The 15,493-nt window shown below is 73.9% G+C and carries 17 protein-coding genes; 11 read left to right on the forward strand and 6 right to left on the reverse strand.

The genetic code is table 11. The features are described from left to right. Positions 1 to 5 precede the first annotated feature (5 nt). Entirely contained in the window at positions 6 to 797 is a 792-nt protein-coding gene (locus tag amrb99_RS11095; protein WP_190855602.1) for an IclR family transcriptional regulator, read from the reverse strand. Positions 798 to 856: 59 nt separating this feature from the next. Here amrb99_RS11095 and amrb99_RS11100 point away from each other — a divergent pair, with 59 nt between their 5' ends. From amrb99_RS11100 to amrb99_RS11135, 8 genes are all read left to right on the forward strand, one after another. Continuing rightward, positions 857 to 1,873 carry an ABC transporter substrate-binding protein gene (locus tag amrb99_RS11100; RefSeq protein ID WP_190855604.1) on the forward strand — a complete coding sequence of 339 codons (1,017 nt, stop codon included), beginning with the start codon at positions 857 to 859 and terminating at the stop codon, positions 1,871 to 1,873. Continuing rightward, positions 1,870 to 2,874, forward strand: a complete 1,005-nt coding sequence (locus tag amrb99_RS11105) for an NrtA/SsuA/CpmA family ABC transporter substrate-binding protein (protein WP_190855607.1) — start codon at positions 1,870 to 1,872, stop codon at positions 2,872 to 2,874. The genes amrb99_RS11100 and amrb99_RS11105 overlap by 4 nt, the downstream gene beginning before the upstream one ends. Further along, on the forward strand, positions 2,871 to 3,782 hold the full coding sequence (locus amrb99_RS53085; RefSeq protein WP_206699908.1) for an ABC transporter permease: 912 nt from the start codon (positions 2,871 to 2,873) through the stop codon (positions 3,780 to 3,782). Before amrb99_RS11105 ends, amrb99_RS53085 begins: the two co-directional genes overlap by 4 nt. Next, entirely contained in the window at positions 3,779 to 4,630 is an 852-nt protein-coding gene (locus amrb99_RS11115) for an ABC transporter ATP-binding protein (RefSeq protein ID WP_190855609.1), read from the forward strand. The genes amrb99_RS53085 and amrb99_RS11115 overlap by 4 nt, the downstream gene beginning before the upstream one ends. Further along, a complete protein-coding gene (locus amrb99_RS11120) occupies positions 4,627 to 5,475 on the forward strand; it encodes an LLM class flavin-dependent oxidoreductase (RefSeq protein ID WP_190855610.1) in 849 nt (282 codons plus the stop codon). Before amrb99_RS11115 ends, amrb99_RS11120 begins: the two co-directional genes overlap by 4 nt. Next, entirely contained in the window at positions 5,465 to 6,577 is a 1,113-nt protein-coding gene (locus amrb99_RS11125) for an LLM class flavin-dependent oxidoreductase (protein ID WP_190855613.1), read from the forward strand. Before amrb99_RS11120 ends, amrb99_RS11125 begins: the two co-directional genes overlap by 11 nt. Further along, entirely contained in the window at positions 6,574 to 7,488 is a 915-nt protein-coding gene (locus tag amrb99_RS11130) for an ABC transporter substrate-binding protein (RefSeq protein WP_190855615.1), read from the forward strand. Before amrb99_RS11125 ends, amrb99_RS11130 begins: the two co-directional genes overlap by 4 nt. A gap of 93 nt (positions 7,489 to 7,581) precedes the next feature. Further along, the gene (locus amrb99_RS11135) at positions 7,582 to 8,016 is read left to right on the forward strand and encodes a Fur family transcriptional regulator (protein WP_190855617.1); all 435 of its coding nucleotides are present in this window, start codon (positions 7,582 to 7,584) and stop codon (positions 8,014 to 8,016) included. A gap of 70 nt (positions 8,017 to 8,086) precedes the next feature. Here the strand turns inward: amrb99_RS11135 and katG are convergent, their stop codons facing one another. Next, the gene (katG, locus tag amrb99_RS11140) at positions 8,087 to 10,297 is read right to left on the reverse strand and encodes a catalase/peroxidase HPI (protein ID WP_190855619.1); all 2,211 of its coding nucleotides are present in this window, start codon (positions 10,295 to 10,297) and stop codon (positions 8,087 to 8,089) included. Between the two features lie 16 nt (positions 10,298 to 10,313). Further along, positions 10,314 to 10,736, reverse strand: a complete 423-nt coding sequence (locus amrb99_RS11145) for a Fur family transcriptional regulator (RefSeq protein WP_190855924.1) — start codon at positions 10,734 to 10,736, stop codon at positions 10,314 to 10,316. A gap of 176 nt (positions 10,737 to 10,912) precedes the next feature. Between amrb99_RS11145 and amrb99_RS11150 the strand changes: the two genes are divergently transcribed. Continuing rightward, complete coding sequence (locus tag amrb99_RS11150) at positions 10,913 to 11,740, forward strand: inositol monophosphatase family protein (protein ID WP_241755457.1); 828 nt, start codon at positions 10,913 to 10,915, stop codon at positions 11,738 to 11,740. 39 nt (positions 11,741 to 11,779) lie between these two features. On the opposite strand, the gene amrb99_RS11155 is transcribed toward amrb99_RS11150, so the two are convergent. Continuing rightward, the gene (locus amrb99_RS11155) at positions 11,780 to 12,826 is read right to left on the reverse strand and encodes an NAD(P)-dependent alcohol dehydrogenase (RefSeq protein ID WP_190855621.1); all 1,047 of its coding nucleotides are present in this window, start codon (positions 12,824 to 12,826) and stop codon (positions 11,780 to 11,782) included. Between the two features lie 127 nt (positions 12,827 to 12,953). On the opposite strand from amrb99_RS11155, the gene amrb99_RS11160 reads away from it, so the two are divergent. Continuing rightward, positions 12,954 to 13,763 (forward strand): helix-turn-helix transcriptional regulator, encoded by an 810-nt coding sequence (locus amrb99_RS11160; protein ID WP_190855623.1) that lies wholly within the window; start codon positions 12,954 to 12,956, stop codon positions 13,761 to 13,763. A 38-nt stretch (positions 13,764 to 13,801) separates the two neighbouring features. Here amrb99_RS11160 and amrb99_RS11165 read toward each other — a convergent pair whose 3' ends face one another. Then, complete coding sequence (locus amrb99_RS11165) at positions 13,802 to 14,122, reverse strand: multidrug efflux SMR transporter (RefSeq protein ID WP_190855625.1); 321 nt, start codon at positions 14,120 to 14,122, stop codon at positions 13,802 to 13,804. Beyond that, positions 14,122 to 14,784, reverse strand: a complete 663-nt coding sequence (locus amrb99_RS11170; RefSeq protein ID WP_241755458.1) for an NAD(P)H-dependent oxidoreductase — start codon at positions 14,782 to 14,784, stop codon at positions 14,122 to 14,124. The genes amrb99_RS11165 and amrb99_RS11170 overlap by 1 nt, the downstream gene beginning before the upstream one ends. An 85-nt stretch (positions 14,785 to 14,869) precedes the next feature. On the opposite strand from amrb99_RS11170, the gene amrb99_RS11175 reads away from it, so the two are divergent. Next, positions 14,870 to 15,484, forward strand: coding sequence for a TetR/AcrR family transcriptional regulator (locus tag amrb99_RS11175; protein ID WP_190855627.1), 615 nt, complete (start codon positions 14,870 to 14,872; stop codon positions 15,482 to 15,484). Positions 15,485 to 15,493: the final 9 nt, after the last annotated feature.

The following is a 15,493-nucleotide window of genomic DNA, read 5'->3' on the forward strand; positions in this document are numbered from 1 at the left end:
ACCTGTTATGGGCGGGGGGAGCCCGGGCCCGCCCAGCCCCGGCGGTCCTCCGGCGGCAGCAGGAGCACCTCCATCGCCCGCGCGCACGACTGCGCGTGCGCGAGGAACCACGGGACGCGCGCGTCCGTGAGGACCTCGGGCGTGGAGCGCAGCGCGAGCGCGTACCGGGCGTGGCCGGACCGGTCCAGCAGCGGGACGGCGAGGGTGCGCACGCCCTCGGCGGACTCGCCGTCGTTCATCGCGTGCCCCGCGGCGCGGACCCGCTCCACCTCCGCGCGCAGCTCGCCGACGTCCGCGATGGTCCGGCCGGTGAGCGGGCGCAGCGGCGCCAGTTCCGCGAGGTCGTCGGCGCCGGGCCGGGGCCAGGCGAGCAGCACCTTGCCGAGGGCGGTGGAGTGCAGCGGGCGGCGCAGCCCGACGCCGTCCTCGGTGCGCCGCACGGTGCCGCCGGCCAGCAGCACCGCGTGGTCGCCGCTGCGGATCGCGAGGTCGGCGGTCGTCCCGGTGACGCGGGCCAGGTGGTCCAGCTCGGGCGCGACCCGGTGCAGGCCCTGCCGGTGGAACGACAGCAGGCCCAGCTCGGTCACCGCGGGGCCGAGGCGGTAGCGGGCGGACGCGTCGCGGACGAGGAACTCCGCGCCCGCGAGGGTCTGCGCGAGCCGGTGCGCGGTCGAGGTGCTGAGGCCGAGCCGCCGGGCGATGCCGGACGCGGTCAGCGGCGGGGCGCCGTCGCGGAAGCAGAGCAGGACGTCCAGCGCGCGCCGCACGGCCTGCCCGCCGGGGGGAGGGTGTGCCATGTTTCCCACCTTATGGGATCCAGATTGAGTTGGTAGGGATTGTTGGTAATACTCCCGGCATGGCCGACACCCGTCCCGCGGACCTCTGGTTCACCCGCTGTCCCGTCCCCACCGCCACCGGCATCGCCGCAGACCAGGGCTGGCTCGCGGCGGAGTTCGCCGCCGACGGCATCGCCGTGCGCTCCCTCCAGGACGCGGGCGCCGGGCCCGACCGCGGCGAGCACTTCCGCCACCGGCTTCCCACGCTCGTCCGCGAGGGCGGCAACGTCCCCGCGCTGTGGGCCCGCTCCACCGGCGCGCCGACCCGCCTGGTCGGCCTCACCTGGTTCGAGGAGCGGCAGGTCGTGCTCGCCCGGCCGGGCGCCGGGCTGCACGGCCCGCACGACCTGAAGGGCCGCCGGCTCGCCGTGCCGCGCCGCGCCATCGAGATCGACTTCTGGCGGGCGATGGCGCTGCGCGGCTTCGACGGCGCGCTGCGCCAGGCCGGGCTCACCCTCGCCGACGCCGAGCTCGTCGAGCTCGACGGCGACGCCCTCCCCGGGCAGTGGGAGGCCGAGCTCGCCGCGCTGCGCGACGGCCGCGTCGACGCCGTCTACACCAAGGGCTCGGTCGCCGTGGAGACCGCCGCCCGCTACGGCGCGGAGGTCGCGATCGACCTCGACGCCCTGCCGGACCGCCGGTGGAGGGTCAACAACGGGACGCCCCGGCCCATCACCGTCGACCAGCGGCTCCTCGACGAGCACCCGGACCTCGTCGTCCGGTTCCTCGCCGTGCTGCTCGGCGCCGCCGACTGGGGCCGCGACCATCCCGGCGACCTCGCCCGCATCCTCGCGGACGAGACCGGGTCGGGCGCCGAGGGCGTCGCCCGCGCCTACGGCGACGGCTTCCACCGCGAGCTGCACGCCGCGCTGGACGCCGACCGCCTCGACCTGCTGGCCGACCAGGAGGAGTTCCTGCGCCGGCACGGCTTCCACGACGCCCCGGTGGACGTGTCCGCCTGGGCCGATCCCGCACCCCTCGCCGCCGCGCGCGACCTCGTCCCGCGGCTCGCCTTCGTCGCACAGGAGCATCCATGAAGCGCTTCCCCGCCCTCCCGGCCCTGGCCGCCGGCGCCCTCGCGGTCCTGCTCGCCGCCGCGGGCTGCGGCGGCTCGGACGACTCCGGCGCGTCCGGCGGCGGGACGGTCACCATCCGCGTCCCGGACCCGGGCAACTCCGGGGTGCTCGCCGCCGGGAAGAAGGACGGCAGCCTCGACAAGGCGCTGTCGGCCGTGCACGCCAAGGTCAAGTGGACCGGGGGCGCCGGGCCGTTCGCGCCCGCCGCGCAGGAGCTGAACGCGGGCGAGCTGGACTTCGCGCAGGGCTCGATCACCTCCGCGATCGCCGCGCTCGCGCAGAAGCCCGGCTTCAAGCTGTTCGCGCAGATCGCCCCCGACAAGATCGGCGAGGGGATCCTGGTCCGCAAGGACTCCCCGATCCGCACGCCGCGCGACCTCGTCGGGAAGTCGGTCGCGGTCAACAAGGGCGGCACCGCCGAGTACCTGCTGCTCAAGGCGCTCGCCGCGTCCGGGATCAAGCCGGACCAGGTGAAGCGCGTCTACCTCAACCCCGCGCAGACCGCTCCCGTCTTCAACTCCGGGAAGGTCGACGCGTGGGCGGTGTGGGCGACGTACTCGCTCCCCGAGATGGCCTCGACCGGCGCGCACTTCCTGGTGAACGGCGGGCAGATCGGATCGCAGAACTACTCGGTGTGGGCCGTCCGGACGAAGCTCGCCGACGCGCACCCCGAGGTCGTCAAGGCGTTCTACCAGTACCTGCACGACCGCGGGCAGGACCAGATCAAGAACCCCGGCGCCTACGTCAACGTGTTCACCAAGGCCGGGCCGCAGGCCGTCAGCGGCGACACGGAGCGGCTCACCGTGCAGAACCTCGCTCAGGGCGCGACGGCCCAGCCGATCGGCGCCGCCGACCTCGACGGCTTCGCGAGCGTCGCGCGGTTCTTCGCCGACCAGAAGATCACTCCCACGGCGGTGGACGTCAAGCCGTACGTGGTGGCGCTGCCCGGGAGCGGGACGTGACCGCCGCCTCCACGGAGGTCGGCCGCACCGAGGCCGACGGCGCGACCGGCGCCGAGACCGGCGGCGCGGCGGTGGGCGGCGCGGAGGCCGGCGGCGCGCACCCCGGGCTCGTCGTCCCGCGCCCGCGCGTCCCGAGGCCGCGGCGCCGCGGCGTGACCGTCGCGCTGCGCACCCTCGGCCCGCTCGCGCTGCTCGGCGGCTGGTGGGTCGCGTCCGCGACCGGCGTCCTCAGCCCCGACGTGCTCGCCTCGCCCGCGACGGTCGCGGACGCCGCCCGCGAGCTGTGGTCCGACGGCCAGCTCACCGACGCGCTGCGGGTCTCGCTGACCCGCGCCGTCCTCGGCCTGGCGTTCGGCCTCGCGGCCGGGCTGCTGCTCGGCGTCGTCACCGGCTTCTCCCGCCTGGGCGAGGAGCTGCTGGACTCGCCGCTGCAACTGCTGCGAGCGCTGCCGTTCCTGTCGCTCGTCCCGCTGTTCATGGTGTGGTTCGGGATCGGCGAGTCGGCGCGGATCATCCTCATCGCCGTCGCCACCACGTTCCCGATGTACGTCTCGACGGCGGGCGGCGTCCGGAACGTGGACCGGCGGCTTTTGGAGGCGATGCGTACCTTCGGCCTCGGCGGGTGGCGGCTCGTCCGCGAGGTCGTGCTGCCCGGCGCGCTGCCGTCGCTGCTCGCCGGGTTCCGGCTGTCGATGACGCTCAGCGTGATCGCGCTGATCGCCGCCGAGGAGATCAACTCCACGTCGGGGATCGGCTACCTGATGACGCAGGCGCAGAGCTTCTCGCGCACCGACATCCTGTCGGTCTGCGTGCTGGTGTACGGGCTGCTCGGGCTGGCCGCCGACCTGCTGGCGCGCGGCGCCGAGCGGCTGCTGATGCCGTGGCGGGCGAAGGGGGCGGCGCGATGAGCGACACCGCGAGCACGGGTACCGCGAGCACCGGCACGGCGAGCACCGCCGTGCACCTGCGGGGCCTGCGCCGGGTCTTCGGGACCCGCGCCGTCCTGGACGGGGTGGACCTCGACATCGAACGCGGCGAGTTCGTCGCGCTCCTCGGCGCCAGCGGCACCGGCAAGACGACGCTGCTGCGCATCCTCGGCGCCCTCGACCGCCCGGACGGCGGCACCGTGCTGGTCCCCGAGGCCCGCACGATCGTGTTCCAGGAGCCGCGGCTGGTGCCGTCCAAGCGCGTCCTCGGGAACGTCGTCGTCGGGCTGCCGCGCGGCGCCGCCGTGCAGGAGCGGGGGCGGCGGGCGCTCGCGGAGGTCGGCCTCGCCGACCACTCCCGGGCGTGGCCGCACACGCTGTCCGGCGGCGAGGCACAGCGCGTCGCGCTGGCGCGCGCGCTGGTCCGCGAGCCGGAACTGCTGCTGCTGGACGAGCCGTTCGCCGCGCTCGACGCGCTGACCCGGCTGCGGATGCAGGACCTCGTCGGGGACCTCGTCCGCACGCACCGCCCGGCGGTGCTGCTGGTCACGCACGACGTGGACGAGGCGATCCGGCTGGCCGACCGGGTCGCGGTGCTGCGGGACGGCCGGCTCGTCACCGACGAGCGGGTGACGGCGCGGCGACCCCGCGACTCCGCCGATCCGGAGTTCACCGCGCTGCGCCGCCGCCTGCTGGCCGACCTCGGCGTCCGGCTCGGCGACCCCGGCCCCGAGGCCGCGCCCGAACACGAGCCCGAGCGCGAGCCCGAGGCCGCGCGCGAGCCCGACAAGGAGAAGGCCGGACGGCCCTCGGAAGGAGCGATACGTTGACCCGCTTGCATGTCGTGGCGCCGACCCGCGCGCCCGGACGGGCGGTGCTGCCGGACTTCGTCACCGACGTGCGCCCGCGCGCCGTCGAGCCCGAGCACCGCGCGGTGGGCCGCGCGGCCGAGCTGGGCGGGCTGGACGGGGTGCTCGTCCCGTTCGATCCCGGTGGCCACGACCCGCTGGTCCTCGCGGCGGCGGTGCTGCGCGACACCCGGCACGTCCAGGTCGCGGCCGAGTTCCACCCGGCGATCGCGACCCCCGTGTACGCGGCGAAGCTGTCGGCGTCGTTGCAGCGCTACACCGGCGGGCGGCTCGCGTGGCGGCTCGCCGTCGACCTCGCGCCCGATGTGGCGCGCGCACACGGCGACTTCCTGGACGGCCCTGCCCGCTACGCCCGCGCCGACGAGTTCCTCACGATCGCGAAGGGCGTGTGGGGCGAGGGCCCGTACACCTTCGAGGGCGAGCACTTCCAGGTACTGGACGGCGGCTTCCCCGGCTCGCGCGTCCCGCGCCCGTTCCCGCGCGTGTACCTGTCCGGGACGTCGCCCGAGGCCCTCGCGCTGTCCGCCAAGCACGCCGACGCGCATCTCATCGGCCCGGACGACGACCCCGGCCTCGTCCCCGACGGCGTCGACGCGGCGCTGCGGCTCCGCGCCGACGTCCGGGACGAGACGGCGCTCGCCGACGAGATCCTGCGCCGCGCCGGCGAGGGGATCGCCGAGTTCTTCGTGGAGCCGGCGGCGCCCGCCCGTGACGCAGTGCCCGCCCGTGACGTGACGGGCGCCGCCTACTGGCTGGCGCAGCGCGTCCTGCCCCTGCTGCGGAAGGAGACCGAAGGTGTCGGTTGACATCTACTGGCGCGTCGCGATGGAGGGCGACGCTCCCGCGCTGCGCCTCGGCGACATCACCCGCGGCGGCTTCGGCCCGTACCTGCCGGGCAGCCTCGGCCCCGGCCTGCGCGGCGGCGCGCCGGACGGCCACGGCCCGCTCGACTACATGGCGGAGGTGGCGCGGGCGACCGAGCGGTCCGGGTTCGTCGGCGGGCTGATGCCGTCGTTCCCCGAGACCGACGACCCGTGGGCGGCGGCCGCCGCGCTCGCCGGGGAGACCACCGCCTACCGGTTCATGATCGCGTTCCAGCCGGGGTTCCTGCACCCCGTCCAGGCCGCGCGGATGTCGGCGTCGCTCCAGGCAGCGACGGGCGGGCGCGTCGTCTACAACATCATCTCCGGCGGCGGCGGGCCGCAGCAGCTGTGGTGGGGCGACAAGGTCGCGCACGACGACCGGTACGCCCGCACGTCGGAGTTCCTCGACGTGCTCAAGGGCGTGTGGGACGGCCCGTTCGACCACGAGGGCCGCTTCTACCGGGTCGAGGGCGCGGCGCTGCCGCCGGAGCTGCGCGGGCAGCCGTTCCCCGAGATCTTCTTCTCCGGGTCGTCGCCCGCCGCGATCGCCGCCGCCGGCCGCCACGCCGACTACTACCTGTCCTGGCTGGAGCCGTTCGACGCGCTCGCCGCGAAGTTCGCGCTCGTCCGCGAGCACAGCGACACGCCCCCGAAGTTCGCGGTCCGCGTCGACGTCCTCGCGCGCGAGACCGAGGAGGAGGCGTGGGAGGAGCTGCGCCAGGGCTGGGCGCGGCTCGGCGAGGCGCCGCGCACCCCGGACGCGTCCGAGTCCGTCGGCTGGCAGCGGGGCCGCGCGTTCACCGCCGACGCGGGCTCCGACCTCCGCGACCTCGAAGTGCAGCCCAACGTGTGGGGCGGCTTCAACCGGCTCCGGCCGGGCCCGCTGTTCGGGCTCGTCGGCGACTACCACCAGGTCGCCGAGCGGCTCGACCAGCTCATCGACCTCGGCGTGGACGCCTTCATCCTCGCGGGCGTCCCGCACCTGGAGGAGGCCCAGCGTGTGGGCCGCCACGTCCTCCCCCTGCTGAAAGGAAAGATCGCATGACCCTGCGCGTCGGCTACTTCCCGCAGAACAACTCGCTGTGGGTGCTGCGGCACCGCGGCATCCTGGAGCGGTCCGTCCCGGACGTGGAGTGGGTGGACCTGCGGTCGCTGCCCGCCGGCGACCGGCCCGCGCCGACCGAGGGCCTCCCGTCCGGGCACGGCGACCACCTGTTCGACGGCGGCTACGACTTCATCGGCACCGGCTCCACGCCGCCCGTCACCGCGCAGGCGAAGGGGCACGACGTCGTCTACGTCGCGATCTCCGGGCCGCGGGTGGAGAACGGCCGGATCGTCGTCCCGGACGACTCGCCGATCGCGGGCCCCGCCGACCTCAAGGGCCGCCGCGTCGCGCTCGGGCACGGCTCCTGGCAGACCACCCTGCTGCTGCTCGCGCTGGAGAAGGCGGGCCTGAGCTGGAGCGACATCGAGCCCGTGGACGCCTACGGCAACGCGGCCGAGCTGTTCCTGAACGGCGACGTCGACGCCTGGGTCGGGTCCTACCCCTACCTCACCGACGTGGAGGAGCGGCGTCCCGTCCGGACGGTCATCGAGACGCCCGGCCTGTTCAGCCACCGCTCGCTGTGGTTCACCAGCCGGGCGTTCGCGACGGAGCGGCGCGACGACCTGGCCGCGATCGTCGCCGCGCTGAAGGAGTCGGACGCCTGGATCGAGGCGAACCCGCGCGAGGCCGCGAAGCTGTTCGCCGCCGACGACGGCGGCGACCTCGACGCGTGGGAGCACGCGCTGCGCACCCGCCCGTGGGGGCTGAACCCGGTGGACGAGGGCTTCGTCGCCGAGCAGCAGCACGCCGCCGACCTCTTCCACGCCAACGGCCTGATCCCGCGCCCGGTCTCCGTCGCCGACGCGGTCCTGCCGGAGGTCAACGCCCTGGTCTCCGCACCCGCGTCCTGATCCGCGCGCGCGGCGCCCTTCCCAACGGAGGTACAGAGTTGTAGCGTTTACTGTTTTGAATCGTTCGTGATTCGTTAAGGTAATCTGGGGTCCATGTGCGCATCGCAGACCCCGACCACCGCCGAGGAACTGCGCGGTGCCGGCCTGCGGGTGACCGCCGCCCGCGTCGCGCTGCTGGAGACCGTCCGGGAGGGCGACCACCTCGACGTCGAGGGGATCGCCGCCGGAGTCCGCGACCGCGTCGGCCACATCTCGCTGCAGGCCGTCTACGAGGCCGTCCACGCCCTCACCAAGGCCGGGCTGGTGCGCCGCATCGAGCCCGCCGGGAGCCCCGCCCGCTTCGAGGGACGCGTCGGCGACAACCACCACCACCTGGTGTGCCGTAGCTGCGGCGCCGTCAAGGACGTCGACTGCGCCGTGGGCCACCCGCCCTGCCTGGACCCGGTCGACGACGCCGGCTACCTCATCGACGAGGCCGACGTCACGTTCTGGGGCCTGTGCCCGCGGTGCCGCGAGCAGGCGGGCTGACCGCAGAACCTTCCACCGGCACGCGACGGCCGGGCCCGGTCCGCGAGGACCGGGCCCGGCCGCCGTCGTGTCAGGCCCGCTTCAGGTCGTACCGGTCGAGGTTCATCACCTTGTCCCACGCCGCGACGAAGTCCTCGACGAACTTCTCCTTGGCGTCGTCGGAGGCGTAGACCTCGGCGACCGCGCGGAGCTCGGAGTTCGCGCCGAACACCAGGTCGGCCCGGCTGCCGGTCCACTTGACCTGGCCCGAGGCGTCCCGGCCCTCGTAGATCTCGGACTCCTCGTTCGCCGCCTTCCACACCGTGCCCATGTCGAGCAGGTTCACGAAGAAGTCGTTCGTGAGCTGACCGGGCCGGTCGGTGAGGACGCCCAGGTCGGACTGCCCGTGGTTCACGCCGAGGACCCGCAGGCCGCCGAGGAGCACCGTCATCTCCGGGGCGCTCAGGGTGAGCAGGTTCGCCCGGTCGATGAGGAGGAACTCGCCCGGCAGGACGTTGCCCTTCGCGAGGTAGTTGCGGAACCCGTCGTGCGTCGGCTCCATCACCTCGAACGACTCGACGTCGGTCTGCTCCTGCGACGCGTCGGTGCGTCCCGGCGTGAACGGCACCTCGATGTCGTGGCCGGCGTCCTTGGCCGCCTTCTCGACGGCGGCGCAGCCGCCGAGCACGATCAGGTCGGCCAGGGAGATCTTCTTGCCGCCGGTCTGCTCGGCGTTGAACGCCTCCTGGACCTGCTCCAGCGTGCGCAGCACGGTCGCGAGCTCGGCCGGGTTGTTGACCTCCCAGCTCCGCTGCGGCTCCAGCCGGATGCGCGCGCCGTTGGCGCCGCCGCGCTTGTCGGTGCCGCGGAACGAGGCGGCCGACGCCCACGCGGTGGCGGCGAGCTGGGACACCGACAGGCCGGAGTCCAGCAGCCGGGCCTTGAGCGCGGCGATGTCCTGCGCGTCGACGAGCTCGTGGTCGACCGCCGGGACCGGGTCCTGCCAGACCAGCGTCTCGCTCGGCACCTCCGGGCCGAGGTAGCGCTGGATCGGCCCCATGTCGCGGTGGGTCAGCTTGAACCAGGCGCGCGCGAACGCGTCCGCGAACTCCTCGGGGTTGTCCTTGAACCGCCGCGCGATCGGCTCGTAGATCGGGTCGAAGCGCAGCGACAGGTCCGTCGTCAGCATCCCGGGCGCGCGGTTGAGGGTGCCGTCCTCGGGGTCGGGCACCGTGTTCGCCCCGGCGCCGTTCTTCGGCCGCCACTGGTTCGCCCCGGACGGGCTCTTGTCCAGCTCCCACTCGTACCCGAAGAGGATCTCGAAGAAGCTGTTGTCCCACTTGGTCGGGGTGCTGGTCCAGGTGACCTCGAGGCCGCTGGTGTGGGAGTCGCGGCCCTTGCCGGTGCCGTGGCTGTTCTTCCAGCCGAGGCCCTGGTCCTCCAGCGGGGCGCCCTCCGGCTCGGCGCCGATGGTGTCCCCCGGGCCCGCGCCGTGCGTCTTGCCGAAGGTGTGGCCGCCGGCGATCAGCGCGACGGTCTCCTCGTCGTTCATCGCCATGCGGGCGAAGGTCTCGCGGATGTCGCGCGCCGCGGCGAGCGGGTCCGGGTTGCCGTTCGGGCCCTCCGGGTTGACGTAGATGAGGCCCATCTGCACCGCCGCGAGGGGCTTCTCCAGCTCACGGTCGCCGCTGTAGCGCTCGTCGTCCAGCCACGCGGTCTCGGGGCCCCAGAAGACGTCCTCCTCCGCCTCCCAGGCGTCCTCGCGGCCGCCGGCGAAGCCGAAGGTCTTCAGGCCCATCGTCTCCAGCGCGACGTTGCCGGCGAGGATCATCAGGTCGGCCCACGAGATCTTGCGGCCGTACTTCTTCTTCACCGGCCAGAGCACGCGGCGGGCCTTGTCGAGGCTCGCGTTGTCCGGCCAGCTGTTGAGGGGCGCGAAGCGCTGCTGGCCCGCGCCGGCGCCGCCCCGGCCGTCGCTGACGCGGTAGGTGCCCGCGCTGTGCCACGCCATGCGGATGATCAGCGGCCCGTAGTTGCCGAAGTCGGCGGGCCACCAGTCCTGCGAGTCCGTGAGCACGGTCGCGATGTCCTGCTTCACGGCCGCGAGGTCGAGGCTGTTGAACGCCTCCGCGTAGTCGAAGTCCTCCCCCAGCGGGTTCGTCACCGGCGGGTTCTTGGCGAGGAGCTTCAGGTTGAGCCGGTCGGGCCACCAGCCGCGGTTGCCGCCGCCCTGCGTCGGGTGCGGGGCGCGCTGGTGCGCGACAGGGCACTGGCCCGCGGCGGCTTCGTTGTTCTCGGACATGGGGTTCCCTCCAGGGCTACGCGAGGTTGGCGGATGAGGAACGGTGAGCGGTGGAGCAGTCGGGGCACAGGCCCCAGTAGGTGACCTCGGCCTCGTCGATCGAGAATCCGCTGTCGTCGGACGCGGTCATGCAGGGCGCCTCGCCGGTCGCGCAGTCGGCGTCGGCGATCGTCCCGCAGGACCGGCACACGATGTGGTGGTGGTTGTCGCCGACGCGCGCCTCGTAGCGCGCGACGGAGCCGGCCGGCTGGATCCGCCGGACCAGGCCCGCGTCCGTCAGCGCGCGCAGCGAGTCGTAGACCGCCTGGTGGGAGACCTTCGGGACGTCCCCGCGCACGGCGCTGATGATCGATTCGGTGTCGGCGTGCGGATGCGCGTGCACCGCGCTCAGCACCGCGACCCGCGGACGGGTCACGCGGAGAGCGGCCCCGCGCAGCATCTGCCGGATCTCCACGGTCGTGGCCACGTCCGACAGGCTGCCTCGTTTTCTTGAATGAGTCAAGTGTTTGTAGAAACCCAGTTCTTGACCAGGTCAGGTCCAGGATGCGGATCCGCCTTGCAGGACTAGGCTGCGGCCCCGTGCAGAACCCCGCAGAAAACTCCGTGGACGACGCTATGGACGACCCCATGGAAGAGGACGCGCAGGTGGCGGTGCGCGCGGCGCTGGCGGGCGCCTCGGTCGTCCGGGAGATGTACGGCACGTCCCTCGACCGCTTCGGCAAGCCCGGCGGCGACTTCGCCACGTCCGCCGACCTCGCGGCGGAGAAGGCGATCATGGACGTCCTCCGCGCCGCCCGCCCGGACGACGCCGTGACCGGCGAGGAGAGCGGCCGCACCGGCCCGGCCGACGCGGGCCGCCGCTGGCTGGTCGATCCGCTCTGCGGGACGCTGAACTACGCCGTCCGCAGCATGCTGGTGGCGGTGAACGTCGCCCTCCGCGCGGGCTCCGAGACGATCGCGGCGGCGTCCGCCGACCCGTTCAACGACGAGGTCTTCTGGACGGACGGCACGCGCGCCCGCCTCCGCGCGGGCGGTACCGGTGGCACTGGCGGCACCGACGCGCCGCTGGTCCCCTCGCCCGCCTCGAACCTCGTGGACGTCAACCTCGACCCGCCGTTCCCCAACGCCCCGGCGTTCCGCGCCGCCGATCTCCTCGCCGACGCGGGCTTCGCGGGCCGGTTCCGTCCCCGCGTGGTCTCCACGACCCTGGCCGTGGCGTGGGTGGCGGCCGGGCGCCGCGCCGCCTACGTGACCGACGGGCACCTGCGCGACAGCGTGCACTTCGCCGCCGGCATCGCGCTCTGCCAGGCCGCCGGGTGCGTCGTGACCGGCCTCGACGGCGGGCCGCCGCACACCGGCTCCGGCGGCCTCATCGCCGCCGCGGACCCCGAAACCCACTCCACCCTCCTTGGCCTCATCAGTACCCTCAGCAACACCCGATGAAGCCCAAGATCGGCCGCATTCTCCTCACGGCTCGGGTCGTCAGGCCGTGAGGTCGAGGACGAACCGGTACCTGACGTCGCCCGCGGCCAGCCGGTCCAGTGCCGTGTCGACCTCGGCGACGGGCAGTACCTCCACGGTCGCGGTCAGGTCGTGGGCGGCGCAGAAGTCGAGCATCTCCCGGGTGTCGGTGATGCCGCCGCTGCCCGCGCCCGCCAGCCGTTTCCGCCCGAACCGGAGGGCCTGAGGTGTGAAGGACAGCTCCGGCACGATGCCGAGCGTGCACAGGGTCCGGTCGAAGCGGAGCGCCGTCAGGTAGGGCGAGAGGTCGTGCGCAAAGGGGACGGTGTCGAGGATGAAGTCGAACCGCCCGCGCTGCCGGGCCATGGCCTCGGCGTCGGTCGACACCACCACGTCGTCGGCACCGAGTTCCAGCATGTCCTTCGCCTTGCCGGGTGAGGTGGTGAAGCCCACGACCTCGGCGCCGAGCGCCTTGGCCAGCTTCACCGCCACGTGCCCGAGCCCGCCGAGGCCGATGATGCCGACCGTCCGCCCCGGGCCGGCCTCCCAGCGCCTGAGCGGCACCCAGGTGGTGATCCCCGCGCACATCAGCGGCGCGGTCCCGGCCGGGTCGAGCCCCTCGGGGCGGCGGTACACGAACGCCTGGTCGGCCACGTACTCGTCACTGAATCCGCCCTGGGTCAGGGACCCGTCGCGCCGGTCGCGCCCCCCGTAGGTCAGTGTCGGGAACTCCGCGCAGAACTCCTGATCACCGCTGCGGCATGCCTCGCACACCCCGCACGAGTCGACGATGTTCCCCACGCAGACCGGGTCGCCGACCCGGAAGCGGGTGACCGCGCCGCCGACGGCCACCACCTCGCCCACGATCTCGTGGCCCGGCACCAGCGGAAAGATGTCCGGCCGCTCGTGGCCCGGCCGGGGCCGCACGTGCTCCAGGTCGGTGAAGCACACCCCGGCGTGCGTCACTCGCAGCGCGACGTCGGTGGGTCGCAGCTCACGGCGCTCGAAGCGCCAGGGCGCCAACGCCGAGCCGGGTGCCTGGGCGGCCCAGCCGTTGACCGTTCGCATGGTGGATCTCCTCTCGTTCACGACGCCCCCATGCTGCGGGCGGACCGCGCCGTTCCACCATCGGTGGCCGATGACTGGGAATCGCAGGGCCACCCTCGTACGGGACGGCCCGACGTAGCCTGAAGCGATGGACGACGCCGCTCTCGCAGAATTCCTCCGGGCTCGCCGAGCCCTGGTCCGGCCCAAGGACGTGGGCCTCGACGACGCCGGCGACGCCCGTCGCCGCGTGACGGGGCTGCGACGCGAGGAACTGGCCTTCCTGGCGGGAGTGAGCGCGGACTACTACGTGCGCTTGGAGCAGGGACGTGGCCACCGCCCCTCGGAGAGCGTCCTGGAGTCGCTGGCCCGGGCGCTGCGGCTGGACGAGGAACTGACGGAGCACCTGTACGCTCTGGCCCGCCCGGCACCGACCGCCACGCGCACCCGGGAGCGGGTGTCGGACACGGTGCAGGAACTGCTGGACGCCTGGACGACCACACCGGCCACGGTGACCAGCCGCCGGATGAACGTCGTCGGATCGAACGCCCTGGCGTGCGAGCTGGCCTCCTGCTACGTGCCCGGGACCAACCTGCTGCGCGCGGTGTTCCTGGACCCCGGGACGCGGGAGACGCATGTGGACTGGAACGCGGCGGCGTCCGACGCGGTCGCCAACTTCCGGGCCCGGATCGGAACCGAGCGGGACGACCCCGAGCTGACGGAGCTCATCGGCGAACTCTCGCTGCGCAGCCAGGAGTTCCGGGAACTGTGGGCCCGCCACGACGTCCACACCACCACGGCGGGCGCGAAGAGCTTCCGGCACCCGGAGCTGGGTGTGATCAGCCTCCGCTTCCACGCGATGCCGCTGGAGGACGGCCAAGTGCTCACCGTCCACCATGCCCGGCCCGGCTCACCGGACGAGCAGTCCCTGGCCCTGCTCGCCACGATGGCCGCGACCTGACCGAGGGCGCCGGCCGCCCTCGCCGCCCGCTGAGCGCGTCACTCGGAGCCGGTGGCGCGGGCGAGGACCAGGCCGGCGACGATGAGGGCGAGCGCGGTCATGCGCCCGGCCGTCAGCGGGTCCTTGTGGACGACGACGCCCAGCGCGATCGCGCCGACCGCGCCGATGCCCGTGAAGACCGCGTACGCGGTGCCGACCGGGAGCGTGCGCATCGCCTGGGCCAGCAGCCAGACCGCGGCCACCATGAGGACCAGGCAGACCAGGGTCGGCAGCGGCCTGGTGAAGCTCTGCGTCGGCTTGATGCTCTGCGCCCAGGCGATCTCGACCAGCCCCGCCAGCCCGAGGACGAGCCAGTTCATCAGTACTCCTTGCCCAGGTCGCGGGCCGTGCGGAGCGCGGCGGCGTACAGCTCGTCGTGCTCCGCGCGGCGGTGGGCGAGGGCCGGGTCGACGCGGGAGTTGGCCAGGTCGGCGGCGACGAACACGGCGTCCTCGACGGCGAAGTGACCGGCGAAGAAGTCGCGGAGGAAGCGCTCCTGGTGGTCGAAGCGGGCCTTCGGCGCGCCGGGGCCGTACGCGCCGCCGCGCGCCGTGGCGACCACGAAGCGCCGTCCGGCGAGTGACATCCGCGGGAAGGTCACCTGGTCGAGCCACGCCTTCAGCGACGACGGGACCGAGTAGTTGTACATCGGCGTCGCGATCAGGATGACGTCCGCCGCCACCAGCTCGGACAGCAGCGGCTCGACGACCGCCCACGCCTCGGCCTGCTCCGGCGTGCGGGCGGCCTCCTTGTAGCGGTCGATGTCGGTGATGCCGTGCGCGAGGACGTGGTCGCACAGCTCGGTCCACGCCTCGCCGATGTGCGGGACGGGCTCGGCCGCCAGGTCCCGGTGGACGTACGTCCCGCCGGGGTGGGCGGCCCGCCACGACCCGGCGAAGGCGTCGCCGATCTCGCGGCTGATCGAACGGCGCCGGGCGCTGGCGTCCAGGTGCAGCAGCGTGGCCATGAGCAGCCTCCTCATAACTGGACACTATGTCCGCTTGAAGTCGGCTCGACCGTAGCAACGATGTGGACACTTTGTCCACATCGCTACTAGAGTCGCCGTCATGGAGCCCCGTACCGACCCGCTCAGCGGACGTCCCGCGGGCCACCCGCCGCGCGAGCGCGCGGACGCGGCCCGCAACCGCGCCAAGGTGCTGGCCGCCGCCGCCGAGCTGTTCGCCTCCCGCGACCCGCGCGCCGTGACCATGGACGACATCGCCAAGGCCGCGGGCGTCGGGCGGGGCACGCTCTACCGCCGCTACCCCGACACCGTCTCGATCGCGCGGGCGCTCCTCGACGAGCACGAGCGCGCGATCCAGGAGCGCCTGCTGCGCGGCGACCCGCCGCTCGGCCCCGGCGCGCCCCCCGGCGACCGGCTGGCCGCCTTCTACGCCGCCATGGTCGAGCTGCTGGAAGACCACATCGCGCTCGTCCTCGGAGCGGAGCAGGGCGCGGCACGCTTCGCCGCCGGCGCCTACGGCTTCTGGCGCGCCCACGTCCGGATGCTGCTGACCGAGGCGGGAACCCCGGACCCGGCCGCCCTCACCGACGCCCTGCTCGCCCCGCTGGCCCCCGACGTCTACACCGAGCAACGCCGCCAGGGCCTGACCCCGCCCCAGATCACCGCGTCCCTGACCCACCTCGCCCACGCCGTGACCAGCCCCGCGCGCTCTCGCTGAGCCGCGGCG

Origin of the sequence: Actinomadura sp. RB99, assembly GCF_014706005.1 — a bacterium.
Lineage (GTDB): Bacteria > Actinomycetota > Actinomycetes > Streptosporangiales > Streptosporangiaceae > Spirillospora.

Bases quoted from the DNA above. Each gene is read 5' to 3' on its own strand.
- amrb99_RS11095 (WP_190855602.1), bottom strand. From the start codon at position 797: ATGGCACACCCTCCCCCCGGCGGGCAGGCCGTGCGGCGCGCGCTGGAC.
- amrb99_RS11100 (WP_190855604.1), top strand. From the start codon at position 857: ATGGCCGACACCCGTCCCGCGGACCTCTGGTTCACCCGCTGTCCCGTC.
- amrb99_RS11105 (WP_190855607.1), top strand. From the start codon at position 1,870: ATGAAGCGCTTCCCCGCCCTCCCGGCCCTGGCCGCCGGCGCCCTCGCG.
- amrb99_RS11115 (WP_190855609.1), top strand. From the start codon at position 3,779: ATGAGCGACACCGCGAGCACGGGTACCGCGAGCACCGGCACGGCGAGC.
- amrb99_RS11130 (WP_190855615.1), top strand. From the start codon at position 6,574: ATGACCCTGCGCGTCGGCTACTTCCCGCAGAACAACTCGCTGTGGGTG.
- amrb99_RS11135 (WP_190855617.1), top strand. From the start codon at position 7,582: ATGTGCGCATCGCAGACCCCGACCACCGCCGAGGAACTGCGCGGTGCC.
- katG (WP_190855619.1), bottom strand. From the start codon at position 10,297: ATGTCCGAGAACAACGAAGCCGCCGCGGGCCAGTGCCCTGTCGCGCAC.
- amrb99_RS11145 (WP_190855924.1), bottom strand. From the start codon at position 10,736: ATGCTGCGCGGGGCCGCTCTCCGCGTGACCCGTCCGCGGGTCGCGGTG.
- amrb99_RS11150 (WP_241755457.1), top strand. From the start codon at position 10,913: ATGGACGACCCCATGGAAGAGGACGCGCAGGTGGCGGTGCGCGCGGCG.
- amrb99_RS11155 (WP_190855621.1), bottom strand. From the start codon at position 12,826: ATGCGAACGGTCAACGGCTGGGCCGCCCAGGCACCCGGCTCGGCGTTG.
- amrb99_RS11160 (WP_190855623.1), top strand. From the start codon at position 12,954: ATGGACGACGCCGCTCTCGCAGAATTCCTCCGGGCTCGCCGAGCCCTG.
- amrb99_RS11165 (WP_190855625.1), bottom strand. From the start codon at position 14,122: ATGAACTGGCTCGTCCTCGGGCTGGCGGGGCTGGTCGAGATCGCCTGG.
- amrb99_RS11170 (WP_241755458.1), bottom strand. From the start codon at position 14,784: ATGAGGAGGCTGCTCATGGCCACGCTGCTGCACCTGGACGCCAGCGCC.
- amrb99_RS11175 (WP_190855627.1), top strand. From the start codon at position 14,870: ATGGAGCCCCGTACCGACCCGCTCAGCGGACGTCCCGCGGGCCACCCG.